Source organism: Ralstonia sp. 22111 (assembly GCF_052045895.1).
GTDB classification, from domain to species: domain Bacteria; phylum Pseudomonadota; class Gammaproteobacteria; order Burkholderiales; family Burkholderiaceae; genus Ralstonia; species Ralstonia wenshanensis.
Window position 1 is genome coordinate 216,827 of sequence record NZ_JBQEPR010000001.1, and the last position, 18,245, is coordinate 235,071.

The 18,245-nt window shown below is 65.7% G+C and carries 14 protein-coding genes and 1 riboswitch; of the genes, 7 read left to right on the forward strand and 7 right to left on the reverse strand.

Annotated features, from left to right (window positions below; translation table 11 throughout):
* Positions 1 to 13 precede the first annotated feature (13 nt).
* The 4 genes from ACTJK4_RS01010 (at position 14) to ACTJK4_RS01025 (ending at position 3,989) form a co-directional block, all read left to right on the forward strand.
* Positions 14 to 1,408 carry an alkaline phosphatase gene (locus tag ACTJK4_RS01010; protein WP_440815382.1) on the forward strand — a complete coding sequence of 465 codons (1,395 nt, stop codon included), beginning with the start codon at positions 14 to 16 and terminating at the stop codon, positions 1,406 to 1,408.
* 75 nt (positions 1,409 to 1,483) lie between these two features.
* Positions 1,484 to 2,179, forward strand: a complete 696-nt coding sequence (locus tag ACTJK4_RS01015; protein ID WP_440815385.1) for a hypothetical protein — start codon at positions 1,484 to 1,486, stop codon at positions 2,177 to 2,179.
* A 525-nt stretch (positions 2,180 to 2,704) separates the two neighbouring features.
* Positions 2,705 to 3,616: a bifunctional hydroxymethylpyrimidine kinase/phosphomethylpyrimidine kinase gene (gene thiD / locus ACTJK4_RS01020; RefSeq protein ID WP_440815387.1), complete on the forward strand. Its 912-nt coding sequence runs from the start codon at positions 2,705 to 2,707 to the stop codon at positions 3,614 to 3,616.
* Positions 3,617 to 3,629: 13 nt separating this feature from the next.
* On the forward strand, positions 3,630 to 3,989 hold the full coding sequence (locus ACTJK4_RS01025) for a hypothetical protein (RefSeq protein ID WP_440815389.1): 360 nt from the start codon (positions 3,630 to 3,632) through the stop codon (positions 3,987 to 3,989).
* Between the two features lie 66 nt (positions 3,990 to 4,055).
* Here the strand turns inward: ACTJK4_RS01025 and ACTJK4_RS01030 are convergent, their stop codons facing one another.
* The 6 genes from ACTJK4_RS01030 to thiC form a co-directional block, all read right to left on the reverse strand.
* Positions 4,056 to 4,535, reverse strand: coding sequence for a VOC family protein (locus ACTJK4_RS01030; RefSeq protein WP_440815392.1), 480 nt, complete (start codon positions 4,533 to 4,535; stop codon positions 4,056 to 4,058).
* A 125-nt stretch (positions 4,536 to 4,660) separates the two neighbouring features.
* Complete coding sequence (locus ACTJK4_RS01035; protein WP_440815394.1) at positions 4,661 to 5,815, reverse strand: thiamine phosphate synthase; 1,155 nt, start codon at positions 5,813 to 5,815, stop codon at positions 4,661 to 4,663.
* Positions 5,812 to 6,639 (reverse strand): thiazole synthase, encoded by an 828-nt coding sequence (locus tag ACTJK4_RS01040; protein WP_440815396.1) that lies wholly within the window; start codon positions 6,637 to 6,639, stop codon positions 5,812 to 5,814. Before ACTJK4_RS01040 ends, ACTJK4_RS01035 begins: the two co-directional genes overlap by 4 nt.
* A gap of 9 nt (positions 6,640 to 6,648) precedes the next feature.
* Positions 6,649 to 6,864 (reverse strand): sulfur carrier protein ThiS, encoded by a 216-nt coding sequence (gene thiS, locus ACTJK4_RS01045; protein WP_045205182.1) that lies wholly within the window; start codon positions 6,862 to 6,864, stop codon positions 6,649 to 6,651.
* Entirely contained in the window at positions 6,861 to 8,003 is a 1,143-nt protein-coding gene (locus tag ACTJK4_RS01050) for an FAD-dependent oxidoreductase (RefSeq protein ID WP_440815398.1), read from the reverse strand. The genes thiS and ACTJK4_RS01050 overlap by 4 nt, the downstream gene beginning before the upstream one ends.
* A 14-nt stretch (positions 8,004 to 8,017) precedes the next feature.
* On the reverse strand, positions 8,018 to 9,925 hold the full coding sequence (gene thiC / locus ACTJK4_RS01055; protein ID WP_440815400.1) for a phosphomethylpyrimidine synthase ThiC: 1,908 nt from the start codon (positions 9,923 to 9,925) through the stop codon (positions 8,018 to 8,020).
* A gap of 99 nt (positions 9,926 to 10,024) precedes the next feature.
* Positions 10,025 to 10,126: riboswitch (TPP riboswitch) on the reverse strand.
* A 215-nt stretch (positions 10,127 to 10,341) separates the two neighbouring features.
* Between thiC and ACTJK4_RS01060 the strand changes: the two genes are divergently transcribed.
* Positions 10,342 to 11,502 (forward strand): NAD(P)H-dependent flavin oxidoreductase, encoded by a 1,161-nt coding sequence (locus ACTJK4_RS01060; protein WP_440475922.1) that lies wholly within the window; start codon positions 10,342 to 10,344, stop codon positions 11,500 to 11,502.
* 74 nt (positions 11,503 to 11,576) lie between these two features.
* Here the strand turns inward: ACTJK4_RS01060 and ACTJK4_RS01065 are convergent, their stop codons facing one another.
* The gene (locus tag ACTJK4_RS01065) at positions 11,577 to 16,256 is read right to left on the reverse strand and encodes a putative Ig domain-containing protein (protein WP_440815403.1); all 4,680 of its coding nucleotides are present in this window, start codon (positions 16,254 to 16,256) and stop codon (positions 11,577 to 11,579) included.
* Between the two features lie 887 nt (positions 16,257 to 17,143).
* Here ACTJK4_RS01065 and ACTJK4_RS01070 point away from each other — a divergent pair.
* A complete protein-coding gene (locus ACTJK4_RS01070) occupies positions 17,144 to 17,692 on the forward strand; it encodes a phage tail protein (protein WP_316870413.1) in 549 nt (182 codons plus the stop codon).
* A 10-nt stretch (positions 17,693 to 17,702) separates the two neighbouring features.
* On the forward strand, positions 17,703 to 18,239 hold the full coding sequence (locus tag ACTJK4_RS01075) for a phage tail protein (protein ID WP_260803679.1): 537 nt from the start codon (positions 17,703 to 17,705) through the stop codon (positions 18,237 to 18,239).
* Positions 18,240 to 18,245: the final 6 nt, after the last annotated feature.

Consider the following 18,245-nt stretch of genomic DNA (forward strand, 5'->3'; position numbering starts at 1 on the left):
GAGAGGGCACATCATGAACACGCAATCGAACCGTATCCTGCGCGCCACGCTGCTGGCGCTGGCAGCCGGTGCCTGCGCCCAAGCGCACGCCGCCGGTGAAGCCAAGAACGTGATCTTCTTCCTGGGCGACGGCATGGGCCCGACCACCGTCACCGCCACGCGCATCTACAAGGTGGGCGAGGCGGGCCGCCTGACGATGGAATCGCTCAAGCGCACGGCGCGCATCAAGACGTACTCCAACGATGCGCAGACCACTGACAGCGCCCCGTCGATGTCGGCGTACATGACCGGCGTGAAGATGAACAACGAAGTCATCTCCATGTCGGCCGATACCAAGGCCAGCGATGCCACCGGCAAGGGCTACGTGAGCGGTGCAGACAGCACGTGCCCCGCCAACAACGGCACGCCTGCCGTCACGCTGCTGGAACTGGCCAAGGCTGCCGGCAAGTCGGTGGGCGCGGTGACGACCACGCGCGTGACGCACGCCACGCCGGCCGCCACCTACTCGCACGTCTGCCACCGCGACGGCGAGAACACCATCGCCGCGCAAGGCACGCCGGGCAACACGCTGTACAACGCCGCGCTCAAGGATGGCCTGGACGTGCTGCTCGGCGGCGGCCGCCGTCACTACCTGCCGCAAGGCACGGCGGGCAGCAAGCGCACCGACACGACCGACCTGACCGCCCAGTTCCAGACCGCCGGCTACAGCTACGTGACCACCGGCACGCAGCTCACCGCAGTCAACCCGGCCACGACCAACAAGCTGCTCGGCCTGTTCAACCTGGACCACATGAACTACGAGCTGGACCGCAAGAAGAACAATGTGGACGAGCCCAGCCTGGCGGACATGACCGAGAAGGCCATCCGCGTGCTGCAGAAGAATGGCAAGGGCTATTTCCTGATGGTAGAAGGCGGCCGTATCGACCACGCGCTGCACGGCACCAACGCCAAGCGCGCGCTGGAAGATGCCGGCGCGTTTGACGAAGCCATCAAGCGCGCGCTGGGCACGGCAGATCTGTCGAACACGCTGATCGTCGTGACGGCCGACCACGACCACACGATGACGATCAACGGCTACCCGCGCAAGGGCAACCCGATCCTGGGCGTGTCGAACGACATCAAGACCGGCCAGCCGCAACTGGCCGCCGACGGCCTGCCGTACACCACGCTGGTGTTCGGCAACGGCGGCACGACACGCAAGGCCACACGCGACAACGTGGCCTCGGTCGACACGGCTGCAGACGATTACCTGCAGGAAGTGGGGGTGCAGCTCGGCACGCCTGGTTCGGAAACGCACGGCGGCGGGGATGTGATGCTGTTCTCCTCTGGTCCGGGCAGCGCACCGCTGAAGGGCACGCTGGACAACACGAAAGTGTTCGGCGTGGTCAAGACGGCCATGGGCCTCTGATTCCTGCGTTTCCATTGATGCGCATGCCGAGGCAATCGGCATGCGCTTTTTTCGCTTCCGCCTGACCGAATTCGTATGACCCGATCTGCCCGCATTCTGTTTTCGTTCGCCTTCGCCGCGCTCGCTGCCACGGCACATGCCGCCGGCCCGGCTTCGTCCAACCCGCTGACCGCCCTGCGCGTCGAACACCAGATGTCGTCGCTCGGCACCGACGGCATCCAGCGCGACGTCCGCTTTGCCGAGCGCGTCTACCGCCAGGGCGACCGCGTCTGGATCGCACGCGAGCTGCCGCCCGCTTCGGCGCACGCCGAGCACGACCACGCCAACGCCCACGCCGGCCACAAGCACGCCGATACCGACACCGCGCCGCGCTGGATCGAACGCGACGCCAAGGGCGCGCTGACCGTGCGCGTGGTCAGCGAATCTCAGCAGAAGAACTACGCCGTGGAACCTGCCGAATATTCCAACATCGGCTTCGACGGCTCGTGGGCGACGGCGTATCACTTGCTCGACCCCGCCGCGCTCAAGGGCATGCGCGCCGAAGGCCCGGTACGCAATGGCGTGCAGACCTACCGCTCGACGCAGGGCGAGCGCACCGTCACCGTCGATTGGGACGTGGCCGGCCAATACCCGCGTCGCGTGGAATCGCGCAACGCCACCGGCACCCAACGCAAGCTCACGCGCGTGACGGCGTTGCCGGCGCCCGCCGCCGCGCCGTGGGAACGCGCCCAACGCTACGCCGCTGCTGATTACACCGACCTCATGGACTGACGCGCCGCCGTCTGCAGCCGGAGCGCCAGGCAAAAAGCCTCGCGCTCCACGCCCGGACAGCCGATCGCGGGGGTCCAAGGCCCGTGCTCCGCTCTCCGAGCTTCAAATTTTCGACCTCGGAGGGCGGCCTTCCACGGTCCAATGCTCACGCACCGGCCTTGGAGGGTGGCGTGCCGGGCCCCGAGGCCCACGCGCGGCTCTCAACGAGCCAACAACATGGTGCTTTGACAGCGGAGCGCCGGCCTCCGAGCCCCGCGTTCGACCCTCAGGCGGTGGCGCTCCATGGTTTGAGCCTCGTGATCGGGGGTAAAAGCGTCGCGCTCCACGGTCCGAGGCTCGCATTCGGGCCGGAAACGATCGCTCCTGACGGTTTGAGCCTCGCGCGCGAGCCAAAAACCGTCACGCTCCACGGTTTTTGCTTCGCTCTTGGGCCTGAAACCGTCGCCTTCCGGGGTCAGAGGCTGGCGCGTCGATCCGGCCGCGATAGCGCTATAGTGCGAAACACCCCCCACACATTCGCACGACATGACGATCACCGACCCGACCCTCGCTGCGTTTGCCGCTCCTGCCTCGCACGTGCCGCGCGTGCTCACCATTGCCGGTTCGGACAGCGGCGGCGGTGCGGGCATCCAGGCTGACCTGAAGACGTTTGCCGCGCTCGGCTGCTACGGCATGTCGGCCATCACGGCCATCACCGCGCAGAACACGCTGGGCGTGACGGCGGTGGAGTCGCTCACGCCCGACATCGTCGCCGCGCAGATCGACGCCGTGGCAAGCGACATTGGCGTCGATGCGGCCAAGACAGGCATGCTCGGTACGCCGCAGGTGGTGGAGGCCATCGTGTCGGCCCTGGAGCGTCACCCGATCGCCAACCTCGTCGTCGATCCGGTCATGGTCAGCACCAGCGGCGCAGCGCTCGGCAGCGACGCCACGGTGCAAGCCATGGCGAAATGGCTCTTCCCGCGCGCGTTGCTCGTCACGCCGAACCTGCCCGAGGCGAGCGCGCTGCTCGGCCGCGAGGTGCGCACCGCCGACGACATGCTGCCCGCCGCGCGCGACCTGCTGGCGCTTGGGCCGCGCGCCGTGCTGCTCAAGGGCGGGCATCTGGCCGCCACGTCCAACGCCGGTGAAGACGGCGTGCTGCAAGACGTGCTCGTCACCGCCGATGGCACCGAGCGCATTTACGCCCATACCTATATCGACACGCCGCACACGCACGGCACCGGCTGCACGCTGTCCGCCGCCATTGCCGCCCACCTGGCACGTGGCGATGCGCTGGAGGTCGCCATCGAAGCCTCGCTCGATTACCTGCTGCACGCCATCGGTGCCGGCCGCCACCTGGCGCTTGGGCGTGGCGCCGGTCCGTTGAATCACGGGTTCGCACCGCGGCCCCTCGCAGCGCCGCGTTCGCTCGAAGTGGATGTCGAGGAAGACTGATCAGGGAGCTGCCATGAAACGCCTGCCGATCATGCTGGTTCGCCGCCTTCCGGTGGCTGCGCTGTGCGCGCTGCTCGGTGCCTGTAACGGCTACATCAGCCTGGGCTCGCCCATCGGCAGCGTCTTCTCGATTGGCGGGACGTTATCCGGGCTGCCCGGGGGCCAGTCGATCGTGTTGCTCAACAACGGCCGCGATTCGCTCACGCTGGCGGCCAACGGCCCGTTCGTGTTTGGGGGGTTGGTGCCGTTCGACGACAGCTACCTGGTGACGATCAGCACGCAGCCCGCATCGGCCAACTGCGTGGTGACCAATGCCAGCGGCACGGTCAATGGTGATGTGAACAATGTGCAGGTGACGTGCCAGCCTCGCTAGGCCATTACCCGGGGCAAAGAAAAAGCGCGGCTCTCGTCCGCGCTTTTTTATTTGCTACGTCGATATTCAAGCCGATGCCGCTGCCTGCTCCTTCGTCCACTTCTCCATGCGCTTGGCCATCTCGTCGGGCGCCACGTCTTCCACATGCGTGGACACGGTCCACACGTGGCCGAACGGGTCCTTGAGCGTGCCGGAGCGGTCACCGTAGAACTGGTCCACCACGGGGCGCACTTCCGTGCCGCCGGCCTTCAGCGCATTGGCAAACACGGTGTCGACGTTGGGTACGTAGATCATCATGCCGACCGACGTGCTCTGCAGCGTGTCGGGGCTGGCGCAGATCATGTTCGGCATTTCGTCCGCCAGCATGATGGGTGAATTGCCGATGCGGATTTCAGCGTGCGCGATGGTGCCGTTGGGGCCGTTCATGCGCATGATCTCGGTGGCGCCGAAGGCCTGCTTGTAGAAGTCGATGGCGCGCGCGGCGCCTTTGATGCTCAGGTACGGGGTGACGCTGTGGTAACCCTCGGGGATGGGCTGGACCGCCATGTCTTGTCTCCTGCAGCGTGTGTTGGAAAGCCGCTGCGGCAACAACCGCAGCGGCGCACGAACAGGATAGGTCAGCGAAAACCCGGGTGGGCGGCGCAAGCGCGCGGACGTGCGGCTGACGATGCTTACGCGCGCACGTGCGCCGCGAACGTCGCTTGCAATGCGTCCACCGCCGCCGGCACATCGGCCGCCTGGGTGATGGCGCGCACCACGGCCACGCTACCCACGCCGGATTCCAGCACGCGCGGCATCGCTGCCAGATCAATGCCGCCAATGGCAACCAGCGGCGGAGCCGGCACGCGCGTGCGCATGGCCGCCGCGTAGGCGAACAAGCGGCCGAGGCCCTGCGGCACGGTCGGCATGGTCTTGGTGGGCGTGGCGAACACGGCGCCCAGTGCGAGGTAGCTCGGGTTCAACGGTGCGACGCGCAGCATTTCGGCAAAGCCGTGCGTGCTGATGCCAAGGCGCAAACCGGCCGAGCGGATCGCCACCAGGTCGGCATCGTCGATGTCTTCCTGGCCGAGGTGAATGCCGTAGATGCCGCTATTGGGCACCTGCGCGTGCACGTCCAGCGTGACTTGCCAGTGGTCGTTGATGAACAGGCGCGTGGCGCTGCCGCGTGCTGCGGCTTCTGCGCGGCGCACCTGGTCGACCACGGCCTGCGCGTCGTCCGACTTGAAGCGCAACTGCACCGTCGGCACCTTGAGCGCGACGAGGCGCGCGACCCAGTCCGCATCCGGCACGACGGCGTAGACGCCGAGTTGCGTCGGGCACGGCGCAAAGGCAAGGTCTGCTGCGGTGGGGCACGGCAACGCTGGTTCGAGCACGCGGGGCAGGGCATCGAATTGCGTGGGCCACGCGAGGGCATCGGCATTCGCTTCGGCGATCCACGCGCGCGCCACGCACAGCGCATCGCGCGGCTCGAATGCCAGCGCGAGCGCCGCACCGAACACGGCGACAAAGCGCGCATCAAGCGCATCGCCTGCTGCTGCAGAGGTGAAGCGATACGTGCCGAGGCGATCATGCACGGTGTCGATGCGCTGATCGCCTTCCACTGCCGTCAGCACAACGGCCGCACCAACGGAGCGAGCGCGTTCGGCCTGCGCGGCATCGGTGGTCAGCAGAACAGTGTTGGGAGTAGTGGCTTCGTCAGCACGGTCGGTCACGCTCCACGCGTGCGGCGCGCGGCCGAAGGCTTCGGTATGGCGATCGATGATCCGTGCGGCAAGCGCAGCCGCTTCCGGCCACGTGGCGGAGAAACGCAAGGCGGACAGGCTCATGCGCTCTTCTCTTCCGCATGCCAGAACGGCAAACCCACAACCGGCGTGCTCGCCTGCGCGACATCACGCTCGGGCATCGGGCCGGACAGGCGCGCGAGGCGACCGGCCTGCGTGGCCATCGCAAACGCGTGCGCCATCGCCACCGGGTCGCCCGCTTGCGCGACGGCGGTGTTCAGCAGCACGGCGTCGTAGCCCCATTCCATGACCTGCGTGGCGTGCGACGGCACACCCAGGCCCGCATCGACGATGAGCGGTACGTTGGGCAGGCGCTCGCGCAGCAGGCGCAGGCCGTATGGGTTGGTGGGCCCGCGGCCGGTGCCGATGGGCGCGGCCCACGGCATCAGCGCCTGACAGCCGACGTCGAGCAGGCGGCGGCACAGCACGAGGTCTTCGGTGCAGTACGGCAGCACCTTGAAGCCATCTTTGATGAGACGTTCGGCCGCGGCCGGCAGCGCGAGCGTATCGGGCTGCAGCGTGTAGTCGTCGCCGATGACTTCGAGCTTGATCCAATCCGTCTCGAACACTTCGCGCGACATCTGCGCGAGGGTGTAGGCCTCGTCGGCGGAATAGCAACCTGCGGTGTTGGGCAGCACAGGCACACCGAGTTCGCGCAGCATCTTCCAGAAGCCGGCACCGCCCTCGGGCGAGCCCGCGCTCTGGCGGCGCAGCGCCACCGTCAGCATGGCGGGGTTGGACACGCGCACCGCGTCTTCCAGCGCTTGCGGCGACGGATACCGCGCGGTGCCGAGCAGCAGGCGCGAGGCGAAGGTCTCGTCGTAGAGGCGCAGCGGGTCCGCCACGGCGGAAAGGTTCGTAGTGGTCATCGAAGACTCCTAGCCGCCCACAACGGGCTGCACGAGTGCAATGCGGTCGCCCGCGTTGAGCGCGTGCTGAGCATGGCGCGCCTTGGGCACAAAGTCGCCATTCACCGATGCGGCAAACGGCGGCGCAATTTGCAATTGCGGCGCAGCAGCACCAATGGCATCGGCCAGCGTGCTGCCCGCAGGCAGCGCGAGCGACAGGTCGTTGAGGGTGACGTTCAGCGTCATGACAAAACAGGTTCGGGGGATGCGGCGGCGAACAGCGCGGGCCATTCGCAGTCGTCCGTATCGAAGGCACAGCCGTCCAGCACGTCGCACGCCGCGGCAACCGCGGCTTGGGTGACGGCGGGCGCAATCATGTAGCCGTGCCGGTACAGGCCATTGACCGACAACGTGCCAGCGCCATCCCAGCGGATGGCCGGACGGTGGTCGGGCAGCGTCGGCCGGCACTGCGTGTTCAGCTCGAGCACGCGCGCCTCGCCAAACGCGGGGTGCACAGCGTAGGCAGCAGAGAGCAATTCCAGCGTGGAACGCACGCTGGCCGGCGACATGTCGTCGGATTCCAGCTCGGTCGCACCGATCACGTACACGTTGCCCGGCTTGGGCGCGATGTACAGCGGGTAGCGCGGATGCAGCATGCGCACCGGCCGCGTGAGCGACACATCCGGCGCATGAATGCGCGCCACCTCGCCACGCAGGCCACGCAGGCGTGGCCACTGCGGCTTGGCACCGAGCCCACGGCAATCGAGCACGAGGCGCGCACCCAGCCCCGCAGCAGCGAGCGCATCTGGGCTCGGATCAGCCACTTCCGTGTTCCAGCGCAATTGCACGCCCAGCGCTTCCAGCTCGGTCGCCAGCGCATCCAAAACGCCGCGCGGGTCAAGCTGACCTTCGCCTGCCAGATACAGCCCCTGCGTGAAGCGTTGCGCGAGCAGCGGCTCGAGCTGGGCGATGCCGGATGCGTCTACCGCACGCAGATCGGCGGCCACGCGCTCGGGCGGCGCGGCATTGCGCACGTGGTTGGCAAACAGCGATGCCTCACCGCGGTCTGCCGCATGCCACACGACGAGCGTGCCGGCCTCCTGGAAGAACACCGGCGTGCGCAGCTTGGGCAACCAATCGCGCCACAGCGCCAGGCTTGCCAACCCCAAGTCCACGACAAAACGATCGGCCACGGCGGCTTCGGCCAGCGGTGCCAGCATGGCCGCGGCGACGTAGGCAGCAGCACCGCTGCCGTCGCGCGCGCCGCGCTCCACCACGGCAATGCGCGCGGGCGGCACCCCCGTCTGCGCGAGCTGCCATGCACACAGGCGGCCAGCAAGGCCGCCGCCGAGGATCGTTACGTCGAATGAAGTTGAGGTTGGCATTGCACCGGTTGTGGTTAGCTGTAGATCTTGCTGCCGCTCTTGCGGAACTCGATCGACTTCTCTTCCATGCCCGCAGTTGGGTTAACTGCTGCGGATGTGGCGTTGGAATCGAGCGATGCCGCGTAGTCGCGCACTTCCTGCGTGATCTTCATCGAGCAGAACTTCGGACCGCACATCGAACAGAAGTGCGCGATCTTGGCGCCCTCGGCCGGCAGCGTTTCATCGTGGAAGGCACGTGCCTTCTCCGGATCGAGGCCGAGGTTGAACTGGTCTTCCCAGCGGAATTCAAAGCGTGCCTTCGACAGCGCGTTGTCACGCAGCTGCGCGCCCGGCCAGCCCTTGGCAAGGTCCGCTGCATGCGCGGCGATCTTGTAGGTGATGATGCCTTCGCGCACGTCTTCCTTGTCCGGCAGGCCCAGGTGTTCCTTGGGCGTGACGTAGCAGAGCATGGCGGTGCCGTACCAGCCGATGTTGGCCGCGCCGATGCCGCTGGTGATGTGGTCGTAGCCCGGGGCGATGTCGGTCACCAGCGGGCCCAGCGTGTAGAACGGGGCTTCGAAGCAGTGCTTCAGCTCTTCGTCCATGTTGGCCTGCACGCGCTGCAGCGGCACGTGGCCCGGGCCTTCGATCATGACCTGCACGTCGTGCTCCCACGCCTTCTTGGTCAGTTCGCCCAGCGTGTGCAGCTCGCCGAATTGCGCGGCGTCGTTCGAGTCGGCAATGCAGCCGGGGCGCAAGCCATCGCCCAGGCTGAACGACACGTCGTACGCCTTCATGATTTCGCAGATCTCGTCGAAGTGCGTGTACAGGAAGTTTTCCTTGTGATGCGCCAAGCACCACTTGGCCATGATCGAGCCGCCGCGCGAGACGATGCCCGTGATGCGGTCAGCGGTGAGCGGCACGTAACGCAGCAGCACGCCCGCGTGGATGGTGAAGTAGTCGACGCCCTGCTCGGCCTGCTCGATCAGCGTGTCGCGGAACATCTCCCACGTCAGGTCTTCAGCCACGCCGCCGGTCTTGTCCAGCGCCTGGTAAATGGGCACCGTGCCGATGGGCACCGGCGAGTTGCGCAGGATCCATTCGCGCGTCTCGTGAATGTGCTTGCCGGTGGACAAGTCCATGATCGTGTCGGCGCCCCAGCGGATCGCCCACACCATCTTTTCCACTTCCTCGGCCAGCGACGACGTCACCGCCGAGTTGCCGAGGTTGCCGTTGATCTTCACGCGGAAGTTGCGGCCGATGGCCATCGGCTCCAGCTCGGTGTGGTTGATGTTGGCGGGGATGATCGCGCGGCCGGCAGCGATTTCCGCACGCACGAATTCCGGCGTGATGTCTTCCGGGCGCTGCGGCAGGTTCGCGCCGTACGAGAAACCCGGATGCTGCTTGAGCAATTGGCGGTATTCGGGCTTGTCTTGCAGCGCCTGCAGGTTCAGCGATTCGCGCAACGCGACGTATTCCATTTCCGGCGTGATGATGCCGCGGCGCGCGTAGTGCATCTGGCTCACGTTGGCGCCGGCCTTGGCGCGGCGCGGCTTAGAGATGTGCGAGAAGCGCAGGTGGGCCGTGGCCGGGTCGTTGGCGCGCGTCTGGCCGTATTCGGACGACAGGCCCGAGAGGATTTCCGTATCGCCGCGCTCGTCGATCCACTTGGCGCGCAGCGGGGCGAGGCCCGCCTTCAGGTCGATGTGCACGTCCGGGTCGGAGTACGGGCCCGAGGTGTCGTACACCGGCACCGGCGGGTTCAGCATCTCGCCCTTGTCGGTGCGCGTGGCGGTCTGCTTGATGGTGCGCATCGGCACGCGGATGTCCGGGCGGCTGCCGACGATGTAGGTCTTGCTGGAGGCCGGATAGGCGAACTTCTGGTCGAGCTCGGACTGCAGCGAGTCGAACGATGCGGCGGGGGCGTTTTTGGCTTGGGGCATGGTCTCGTCCTAGATTCTGTGGCCTGGTGGAGCAGGCAGTGGACGAAACCGGGAGAGGTGGCGTGGCCAGAAGAACTGAGGGGGTGGCTGCCAGAGACTACGCGGTGTTCTGAAACTTCCCACGCCGGTACGAACCGGATCGGGTGCGAAGGGACTCTCTCAGCCGCACGGCCCATCCGTACGGCACCCCTGTTTCATCCAACGAGGCTGAATTTAAGCACAGGGCTGCCGGCGTTGCCAGCACGAAAACCCTTGAGGTGACGGTTGGCCGGTCATTTCAGTCCAAACCGCCACGCAATGTGCGGCGGCGCGCACCGGCACCGCCCGCCTTGATCTTGCGCAACCCCGCCGCGTTTCACCTATGCGACGCTCAATCCCTTTTCTATTGCATTGCGGCACGGCCGCTGGGAGTTGTCATGCTGGAGCGTCGGTTCACACTCGCGGGGCGCAGCCTCGTACCCATCGTGCAGGGCGGGATGGGCGTGGGTATTTCGGCGCACCGGCTGGCCGGCGCCGTGGCGCGCGAAGGCGGCGTCGGCACCATCGCCAGCATCGACCTGCGCCATCACCATGCAGACCTCGTCGCCGCCACCGAGAAGTCGCGCGACAAGGACGCCATCAACGCCGCCAACCTCGTCGCGCTGGACCGCGAGATTCGCGCCGCGCGTGAAGGCAGCCAGGGCAACGGCATGATCGCCGTGAACGTGATGAAGGCGGTGGAATCGCACCCGGCGCTGGTGCGTCAGGCGTGCGAAAGCGGCGCGGATGCGATCGTCATGGGCGCGGGGCTTCCGCTGGACCTGCCCGAGATGACGGCAGAGCACCCGAAAGTCGCGCTCATCCCGATTCTTTCCGACTCGCGCGGCGTCGGCGTCGTACTCAAGCGGTGGATGAAGAAGTCTCGGTTGCCGGATGCGTTGGTGATCGAGCATCCGACGCACGCCGGCGGACACCTGGGCGCAGCCCGCATTGAGGATTTGCGCGACGAGCGCTTTTCGTTTGCGCGCGTGCTGGACGAATGCCGAGAGTTGTTCATCAAGCTGGGGCTGGCTGCGGAACAGATTCCGATCATCCTGGCGGGCGGCATCGACTCGCATGCCAAGGTGAAGCACTGGCTCGACAAGGGCGCCGCTGCGGTGCAGCTCGGCACTGCGTTTGCGGTCACGGAAGAGGGCGATGCGCACGTGCGCTTCAAGCGCGTGCTGACGGGCGCGGAGCAAGGCGATATCGGCGAGTTCGTCAGCGTGGCTGGCTTGCCGGCGCGGGCAGTGATGACGCCTTGGCTGTCGCGTTATCTGTCACGCGAAAGCGCGCTGCAGGCCAAGGCCAAGGTGCGGGATTGCCTGCAGGGGTTCGATTGCCTGCAGACGTGCGGGCTGCGGGATGGCATCGGCAAGGTGGGGCAGTTCTGCATTGACCTGAAGCTGGCGCAGGCGCTGCGTGGGGATGTGGAGCGCGGGTTGTTCTTCCGTGGTGCGGGGAAGCTGCCGTTTGGCGAGGCGATTCGGCCGGTGAAGGAGTTGATGCATTACTTGCTGACCGGAGAAAAACCGGCGGCATCCTCGACGGCTACCTGATGCGCTGACATCGCGTCCGAAAAAAAAGCCAGCCCGAAGGCTGGCTTTTTGTTGGGCGCTGACCGCTTGTTGCGTCAGAACGGTGCAGCGAACGTCAACCGAACCCCCTGCTGCAAACCGCCCATCCCGGCCATCACGCTGTAGTCCAGCCCAAACGTGAGCGGCCCGGTGCGGAACTTCGTTCCCAGCCCGATCTGCATGCGATCGCGCCCAAACGGCGTACCCGGCACGTAATAAGCAGGGCCCGCCGAGGCCAGATCGGCATACGCCAACCCTGCATTGCTCTGCCCATTGAAGTCGTGCTGGTACTCCACCCGTGCGAACGGCAGGAACGTGCCCCACTTGGTCTTCTGCGTGTATTCCGCACGCAGGCCGAGCGTGCCGGATACCGTCGTCACCGTCTGGTCGAAATACGTCAGCGCGTTGATGCCGGCGCCTGATTCGGTGAACTGATCCAGCGTCGATTGCGAGACCGAGAGGCGCCCGTAAGGCGAGATCAGCCAGGTGCGATCGCGATGCTCATAGCCGGCCGATACGGACGCGAACACTTGCTTGCCGTTGCGCTTGCCGGTGGCGAAGTCGTTGGAGTCCGTCACCCAGCGGCGCGAGTCGAAGCTGAGCGTGCCGAAGCCGGCCACACCATCGACGAACAACGAAGGTAGCGGGCGATAGCTGCCGTAGAGCGCAAGGCTATAGCTGTCGCCCGTGCTCTTGGTGCCCGCGTTGCCGATGTCGGTGGAGTCGCGCCCGTAGCCGAAACCGCCCCCGATCGAGAGCTGATCCGACACACGGTAATCCGCGCCGGCCGTCACGCCGCCCGTGGTGAAGCGGAAGCCGGAGCGTTGCGTGCCGGCGTTGGCGAAACCGAAGTCCAGCGTACCCGCGCTCCAGAACGCGAGGTTCGGGTCGGTGTTGTCCGGGCCCGCGCCGGCCGCATCAGCTCCGGGCAGGTCGGGGCCTGCATCGGCGTTCGACTTGTCGGCGTTGCCGCTGGCTGCATCGATGGTGCGCTTGCCGCGCGCGAATGGCCGCACGCCCTGGCCCTCACCGCGCATGCAAGCATCGTGCGCGGAAATGCCGACCACATCCTGGCAACGCGCCTGCATGTCTACGCGCTGGCCCGGCATGGCGACTGTCAGACCGTTGCCTGACGGTGCCCGACCGGTGCCATGCAGCGCTTCCAGGCGACGGTTGTAGTTGTCGATCTGCGTGGTGGCAAAACGGCGCGCGGCCTGGACTTGCGCGTTGATCAGACCTGCCACATCCGGGTCGGCCGAGGGGTCCTTGCGCGGCGCAACGCTCACCTGCACCGTTGCCGGTGCAGAGGTGGCAAACGCGTTGGACAGCGTGTACGTCAGCACGGCCTGGCCGCTGTAGGTGCCCGACGGGGTGAAGTTCAGCACGTACGTCGATGCCGCCGCAGCCTGCGGCTTCAGGCCGGCCGGTGTCTGCACGGCCTTCTGCACGATCGTGGCCGTACCGGCGTTGGCTGGCACCACCGACACCAGCGTCGCGCCCGTGAAGGGGCCGCCCGTGGCACCTTCGGTCAGGTCCACGCTCACCGCCTGACCCGACGACGTGATGGCCTGTTTCTGCGCCACGGCAATCGGCACGGCGTTCACATTGACCGTCACCGGAATCGGCGCGGATGTGCCAGCCGTGTTGATCAGCGCATAGGTGAAGTTGACGGCGCCGGAGGTGGTCGGGGTCGGCGTGTAGACGATGTCCAGGCCGTTGACGACGGCGGTGCCGCTGGCAGGCGGACTGACAATCGCGATGGACGAGAACGGACCGCCCGTTGCATTGGCCGTTGCATGCAGCGTGATCGGTGCCGTCGACATGGTGGTCGCCGTGATTGCAGGCGCGGTGCCGATCACCTGGCCGACCGTGATCGTGTAGCTGCGTGTACCGGTGTACGGAGCGCCGGTGCCGGTGCTGCTGTCAGTGGCCTTCACAGTGAAGGTGCTGCTGCCCAGCGTCGTGGGCGTGCCCGACAGAACGCCTGTGCTGGCGTTCAGGCTGAGGCCCGCGGGCAACGTACCGGTGGACACGGCGTACGTGTAAGGCGCGGTGCCGCCGGTGGCGCTGAAAGTTTGGCTGTAGGCCGTGGTGACCTGCGCAGCCGTTGCAGCCGCCGGATTCACCGTGACCGTGGGCGCGCCGATGGTGACGCTGTAGCCCCGGCTGGCCGTGAAGCTGTTGGCATCCGTCGCCATGATGGTGAAGTTGAACGTTCCGCCTGCGGTGGGCGTGCCCGAGAGGACGCCGGTGGTGGTGTTCAAGCTCAGGCCTGCCGGCAATGCACCCGCCGTCACGGTGTAGGTGTACGGCGCCGTGCCATTGGCTGCCGTGATGGTTTGGCTGTAAGCCGATGCAATCGCCGGGTTGGGCAGCGTGGCCGGCGATACCGTCACGCTAGGCGCGGCGATGGTGAGCGTATAGACACCGCTTACCGCAAACGGAGCGCCCGTCCCCGTCGAACTGTCGGTAGCGGTGACGGTAAAGCTGACCGTACCGGCCGTGGTTGGGGTACCTGCCAGCGTGCCAGTGGCGCCGTTCCACGTCAGGCCCGCGGGCATGGCGCCGCTGTTGACCACGAGGCCATAGGTGTACGGGCTCGTACCACCACTTGCCGTGAAATTGCGGCTGTAAGCGCTGCCTGCCACACCGCTGAGAGAACCCGAGGCCGGCGTGATGGTCAACGAGGGCGACCCAATCGTCAGCGAGTAGGCGCGGCTACCCGTGTAGGGGCCGGTTCCGGTACTGCTGTCAGTCGCGGTGACGGTGAAGTTGAACACTCCACCCGCCGTGGGCGTACCCGACAGCGTGCTGTTGCTGGACAGCGTCAGCCCCGTCGGCAGCGAACCTGCCGTGACGGCATACGTGTAAGGACCTGTGCCGCCGCTCGCCAAGAGGGTCTGGCTGTATGCCGTAGCGACGGTACCGCCCGGCAACGTGCTCGGGCTCACCGTGACGGTGGCAGCGTTGACCGTCAGGGTGTACGCACGCGAGCCGGTATAGCTGTTGGCGTCGGTGGCCGTGACGGTGAAGTTGAAGTTGCCGCCCGCCGTGGGCGTACCCGTGATTGCGCCGGTGCTGCCATTCAAGCTCAAGCCCGCTGGCAGCGCGCCAGCAGTCAGCGCGTAGCTGTAAGGCGCTGCACCCCCGCTGGCCGTGGCGGTCTGGCTGTAGGCGGCGCCGACAGTTGCCGCAGTCAGCGTGGTGGGCGACACGGTAATGGTGGGCGCCGAGGTGGTCAGCGTGTAGGTGCCAGACGTGCTGTACGGGCCCGTGCCCGTTGCGTGATCGGTGGCAGTCACCGTGAAATTGACCACGCCCGTGGTGATGGGCGTACCGGACAACACGCCGGTGCTGGTGTTGAACGAGAGACCGGTCGGCATCGTCCCGCTATTGACCACCAGGCTATAGGTGTACGGCGTTAGACCGCCACTGCCTGTGAAAGTCTGGCTGTAAGCGACGCCCGCTGAAGCGCTGAGACTGCCCGATGCCGGGGTGATCGCCAACGTGGGCGCATTGACGATCAGCGAATAGGCACGGCTGCCGGTATACGGGCCACCGCCGGTACTGCTGTCGGTGGTGGTCACGGTGAAGTTGAACGTGCCGCCTGCCGTGGGCGTCCCCGACAGCACACCGCCAGAACTGAGCGCGAGGCCCGCCGGCAACGCTCCGGAAGTGATGGCGTAGGTGTAGGCCGCCGTACCGCCGCTGGCCGTTATCGTCTGGCTATATGCCGTCGCAACAGTGGCATTGGTCAGTGAAGACGGCGAGAGCGTGATCGTCGGTGCAGCAACGGTCAGCGTGAGCGCGCCGCTGGTCGCCGTGAACGGACCGGTGCCAGTGCTGCTGTCGGTGGCCGTCACGGTGAAGTTGAACGTACCGCCCGCCGTGGGCGTGCCCGACAGCGTGCCGTCGCTGGCCAGCGAGATGCCGGCTGGCAGCGCGCCCGACGCGATCGTGTAGGTATAAGGCGCCGTGCCGCCACTGGCCGAAGCCAGCGTTTGGCTATAGGCCGTACCCACCGTGCCGGCTGCAGGCGAGGACGGCCCATACGTGACTGTCGGATTCGACACGGTGACCGTCACGGTAGCCGGCGCAGACGTACCACCCGCGTTGGTCGCTGTGTACGTGAACGAGTCCGTGCCCGAGTACGACGCGTTGGGCGTGTAGGTGATCGATGTACCCGACGCGGTGGCTGTGCCGTGCGCTGCCTGCGTGGCCACGGCCACGCTGGTGGCTGCGCCGCCGGTGATGTTCAGCGTGACGGGGTTGCTGGTGCTGCCGTGTGCAACGGTGGTGCTCACAGCATTCGCAACGGGAGCCGCCACAAAGGTGTATTGATCGGCGGCGCTGGTGGTGCTGGTTCCGTTCGCGTTGGTCACGGTGACATCAACCGTACCGGCCGCCCCTGCGGGCGAGGTGGCTGTGATCGACGTTGAACTAGTGATGTTGTAGCTGGTGGCGTTGGTCGCGCCAAATTTGACGGCCGTGGCGCCGGTGAAATTGGTGCCGGTAATGGTGACGGAGGTGCCGCCGGCGGTCGTGCCTGCGGTGGGGGAGATATTGGTTACCGTAGGCGCAGGCATTGTGACGTTGATCGTCACGTTGCTGGTATATGGAAAGCAACTGACACCGGCGGGACATCCGTAGAACGCAAAGGTCCACGGCCCAGTCTTGCCCGTCGCCGGCTGAAGCACGAGGTAGTCATGCGGGTAGGAGCTCAAATCGACGGACATGGAAGAGCCGTCAGGAGCAGCAACCGAGCCAATATCCCCGTTGGAATCCATCCAGATACCGTTCGCACCTGCGGTCACACCGTCCGTATCGCAGGCGCTGTATTCGGCGCTAGTGAGCTCCCGCCTGTAGGTACCATTGCCTTGACTCTCCGAAGGCTGCACGTTCCAGTTAATGGTGCAGTCCGCCCATGCTGCCGACGCCGACGCCCACAGTACGAGCATTAACATCAGAGCCCGCAGCCAACGCCACCACACTAGGCGATGTTGCTCAACGCACCACTGACGGGATGTGCCGATATAACGGTATGCGGCACCCGCGCCTCCCGAGCACTGAAACATTAACGATCCGGCCACCCCACGCCGGCCATACGGGCTGGTTTGTGTCAGCACGCGCATTTCTCCCTCGTCCCGCCCGCTGTATTGCGGGCTTTTTTCTTTTGCGCCTCGGGAATTTCGGGCCTGATTGCCATCAGGCACTCCCCGTTTTTTTTGGAAGCCGCGCCAGGTTTATTCCACCACAACCGATTGCATCATCCGTAATGATGAAAAGGCCAAGCGTTAACCCTTACGGAAACCCCAAGAAACCAGGCCTTCTTATTTTTTTCATTATCTGGATAGGCACTGTGATTCCGACGCGATGCTAGGAAAACCCTCCCGTGCCGTCAATCCCAAAGAATGAGGAGATGGACACGTGCCATGGGTCTTGGAACCGCTTACCCATTGACACCGGCAATACGTGTTATCGATTGGAAATACTGAGCATTATGTCTTATCGATACAACATAGCCGGGGTTCATCTGAAATTGCGGCACCTGACCAATGGGTGATAAAAATGGCGCCCAGCAAAAATCAATATCGTGGCAGTGCCACATCACGAGGGAGGGGTTGTGGATCAATACCTGGGCGAGATTCGCCTCTGCGCATTTCCATTTCCACCAAAAGGGTGGGCGATGTGTAATGGCGCACTTTTACCGATTCAGCAGAACTCCGCACTGTTCTCGCTACTTGGCATTCAGTACGGCGGCAACGGCACGACCAATTTCGCGCTGCCGGATCTGCGTGGTCGCACGCCGCTGCACCGCGACAATCAGACGTATTTGCAAGGCGAGGTCGGCGGCGTCGAAACCGTCACGCTGACCTCGCAGCAGTTGCCGATGCACATCCATTCGTTTGTTGCATCGACTGCGCCTGCCACGGCAAGCAATGCCGGCACCGCGCAAGACCACCTTCTGGCTACCAGCAACCTCTACAACGCCACCAATCCCAGCATCAGCGGCCCCGGCACATTGCTTTACAGCGCGCCCGGCACCCTGACGGCGATGTCTGCCGAGGCCTGCGGCTCCACCGGAAGCACGCAACCCCATGAAAACATGCAGCCCTCGCTGGTGCTGAACTACATCATCTCGCTGACGGGTATCTACCCGTCACGCGGCTAGGAGACAACGCATGGCACAACCGTACATTGGCGAAATCCGCCTGTTCGCCGGCAACTACGCGCCGGTCGGGTGGCTGCTCTGCCAGGGCCAGACGCTCTACATTTCCGATAACGAGCCGCTGTTCAGTCTGCTCGGCACCACGTATGGCGGCGATGGTCAGACCACCTTCGCGTTGCCCGCGCTGCAGGGCAAGCTGCCCGTTGGCCAAGGGCAGGGGCCTGGGCTGACCAACCGTCTCATCGGTCAGCAGCTCGGCCTTGAGAATGTTTCGATCACGACCACTGAGATGCCCGGGCATACGCACACCATCAACGCCACCAGCGCGGATGCCTCGACCATCACGCCGGGCCCGGGCGTGCTGTTGTCCACCGTCCCTAGCGCGCAGGGGTTCTACGACGCCGGCACCCCCAACCCGACAACCAAGGCTGCATTGGCCTTGCAGACGATCGGTCAGATGGGCGGCAGTCTTCCGCACTCTAACCACATGCCGACGGCATCCATTAACTACATCATCGCCACGGCGGGCATTTTCCCGTCGCAGAGCTGAGCGGAA

Bases quoted from the DNA above. Each gene is read 5' to 3' on its own strand.
- ACTJK4_RS01010 (WP_440815382.1), top strand. From the start codon at position 14: ATGAACACGCAATCGAACCGTATCCTGCGCGCCACGCTGCTGGCGCTG.
- ACTJK4_RS01015 (WP_440815385.1), top strand. From the start codon at position 1,484: ATGACCCGATCTGCCCGCATTCTGTTTTCGTTCGCCTTCGCCGCGCTC.
- thiD (WP_440815387.1), top strand. From the start codon at position 2,705: ATGACGATCACCGACCCGACCCTCGCTGCGTTTGCCGCTCCTGCCTCG.
- ACTJK4_RS01025 (WP_440815389.1), top strand. From the start codon at position 3,630: ATGAAACGCCTGCCGATCATGCTGGTTCGCCGCCTTCCGGTGGCTGCG.
- ACTJK4_RS01030 (WP_440815392.1), bottom strand. From the start codon at position 4,535: ATGGCGGTCCAGCCCATCCCCGAGGGTTACCACAGCGTCACCCCGTAC.
- ACTJK4_RS01035 (WP_440815394.1), bottom strand. From the start codon at position 5,815: ATGAGCCTGTCCGCCTTGCGTTTCTCCGCCACGTGGCCGGAAGCGGCT.
- ACTJK4_RS01040 (WP_440815396.1), bottom strand. From the start codon at position 6,639: ATGACCACTACGAACCTTTCCGCCGTGGCGGACCCGCTGCGCCTCTAC.
- thiS (WP_045205182.1), bottom strand. From the start codon at position 6,864: ATGACGCTGAACGTCACCCTCAACGACCTGTCGCTCGCGCTGCCTGCG.
- ACTJK4_RS01050 (WP_440815398.1), bottom strand. From the start codon at position 8,003: ATGCCAACCTCAACTTCATTCGACGTAACGATCCTCGGCGGCGGCCTT.
- thiC (WP_440815400.1), bottom strand. From the start codon at position 9,925: ATGCCCCAAGCCAAAAACGCCCCCGCCGCATCGTTCGACTCGCTGCAG.
- ACTJK4_RS01060 (WP_440475922.1), top strand. From the start codon at position 10,342: ATGCTGGAGCGTCGGTTCACACTCGCGGGGCGCAGCCTCGTACCCATC.
- ACTJK4_RS01065 (WP_440815403.1), bottom strand. From the start codon at position 16,256: ATGTCCGTCGATTTGAGCTCCTACCCGCATGACTACCTCGTGCTTCAG.
- ACTJK4_RS01075 (WP_260803679.1), top strand. From the start codon at position 17,703: ATGGCACAACCGTACATTGGCGAAATCCGCCTGTTCGCCGGCAACTAC.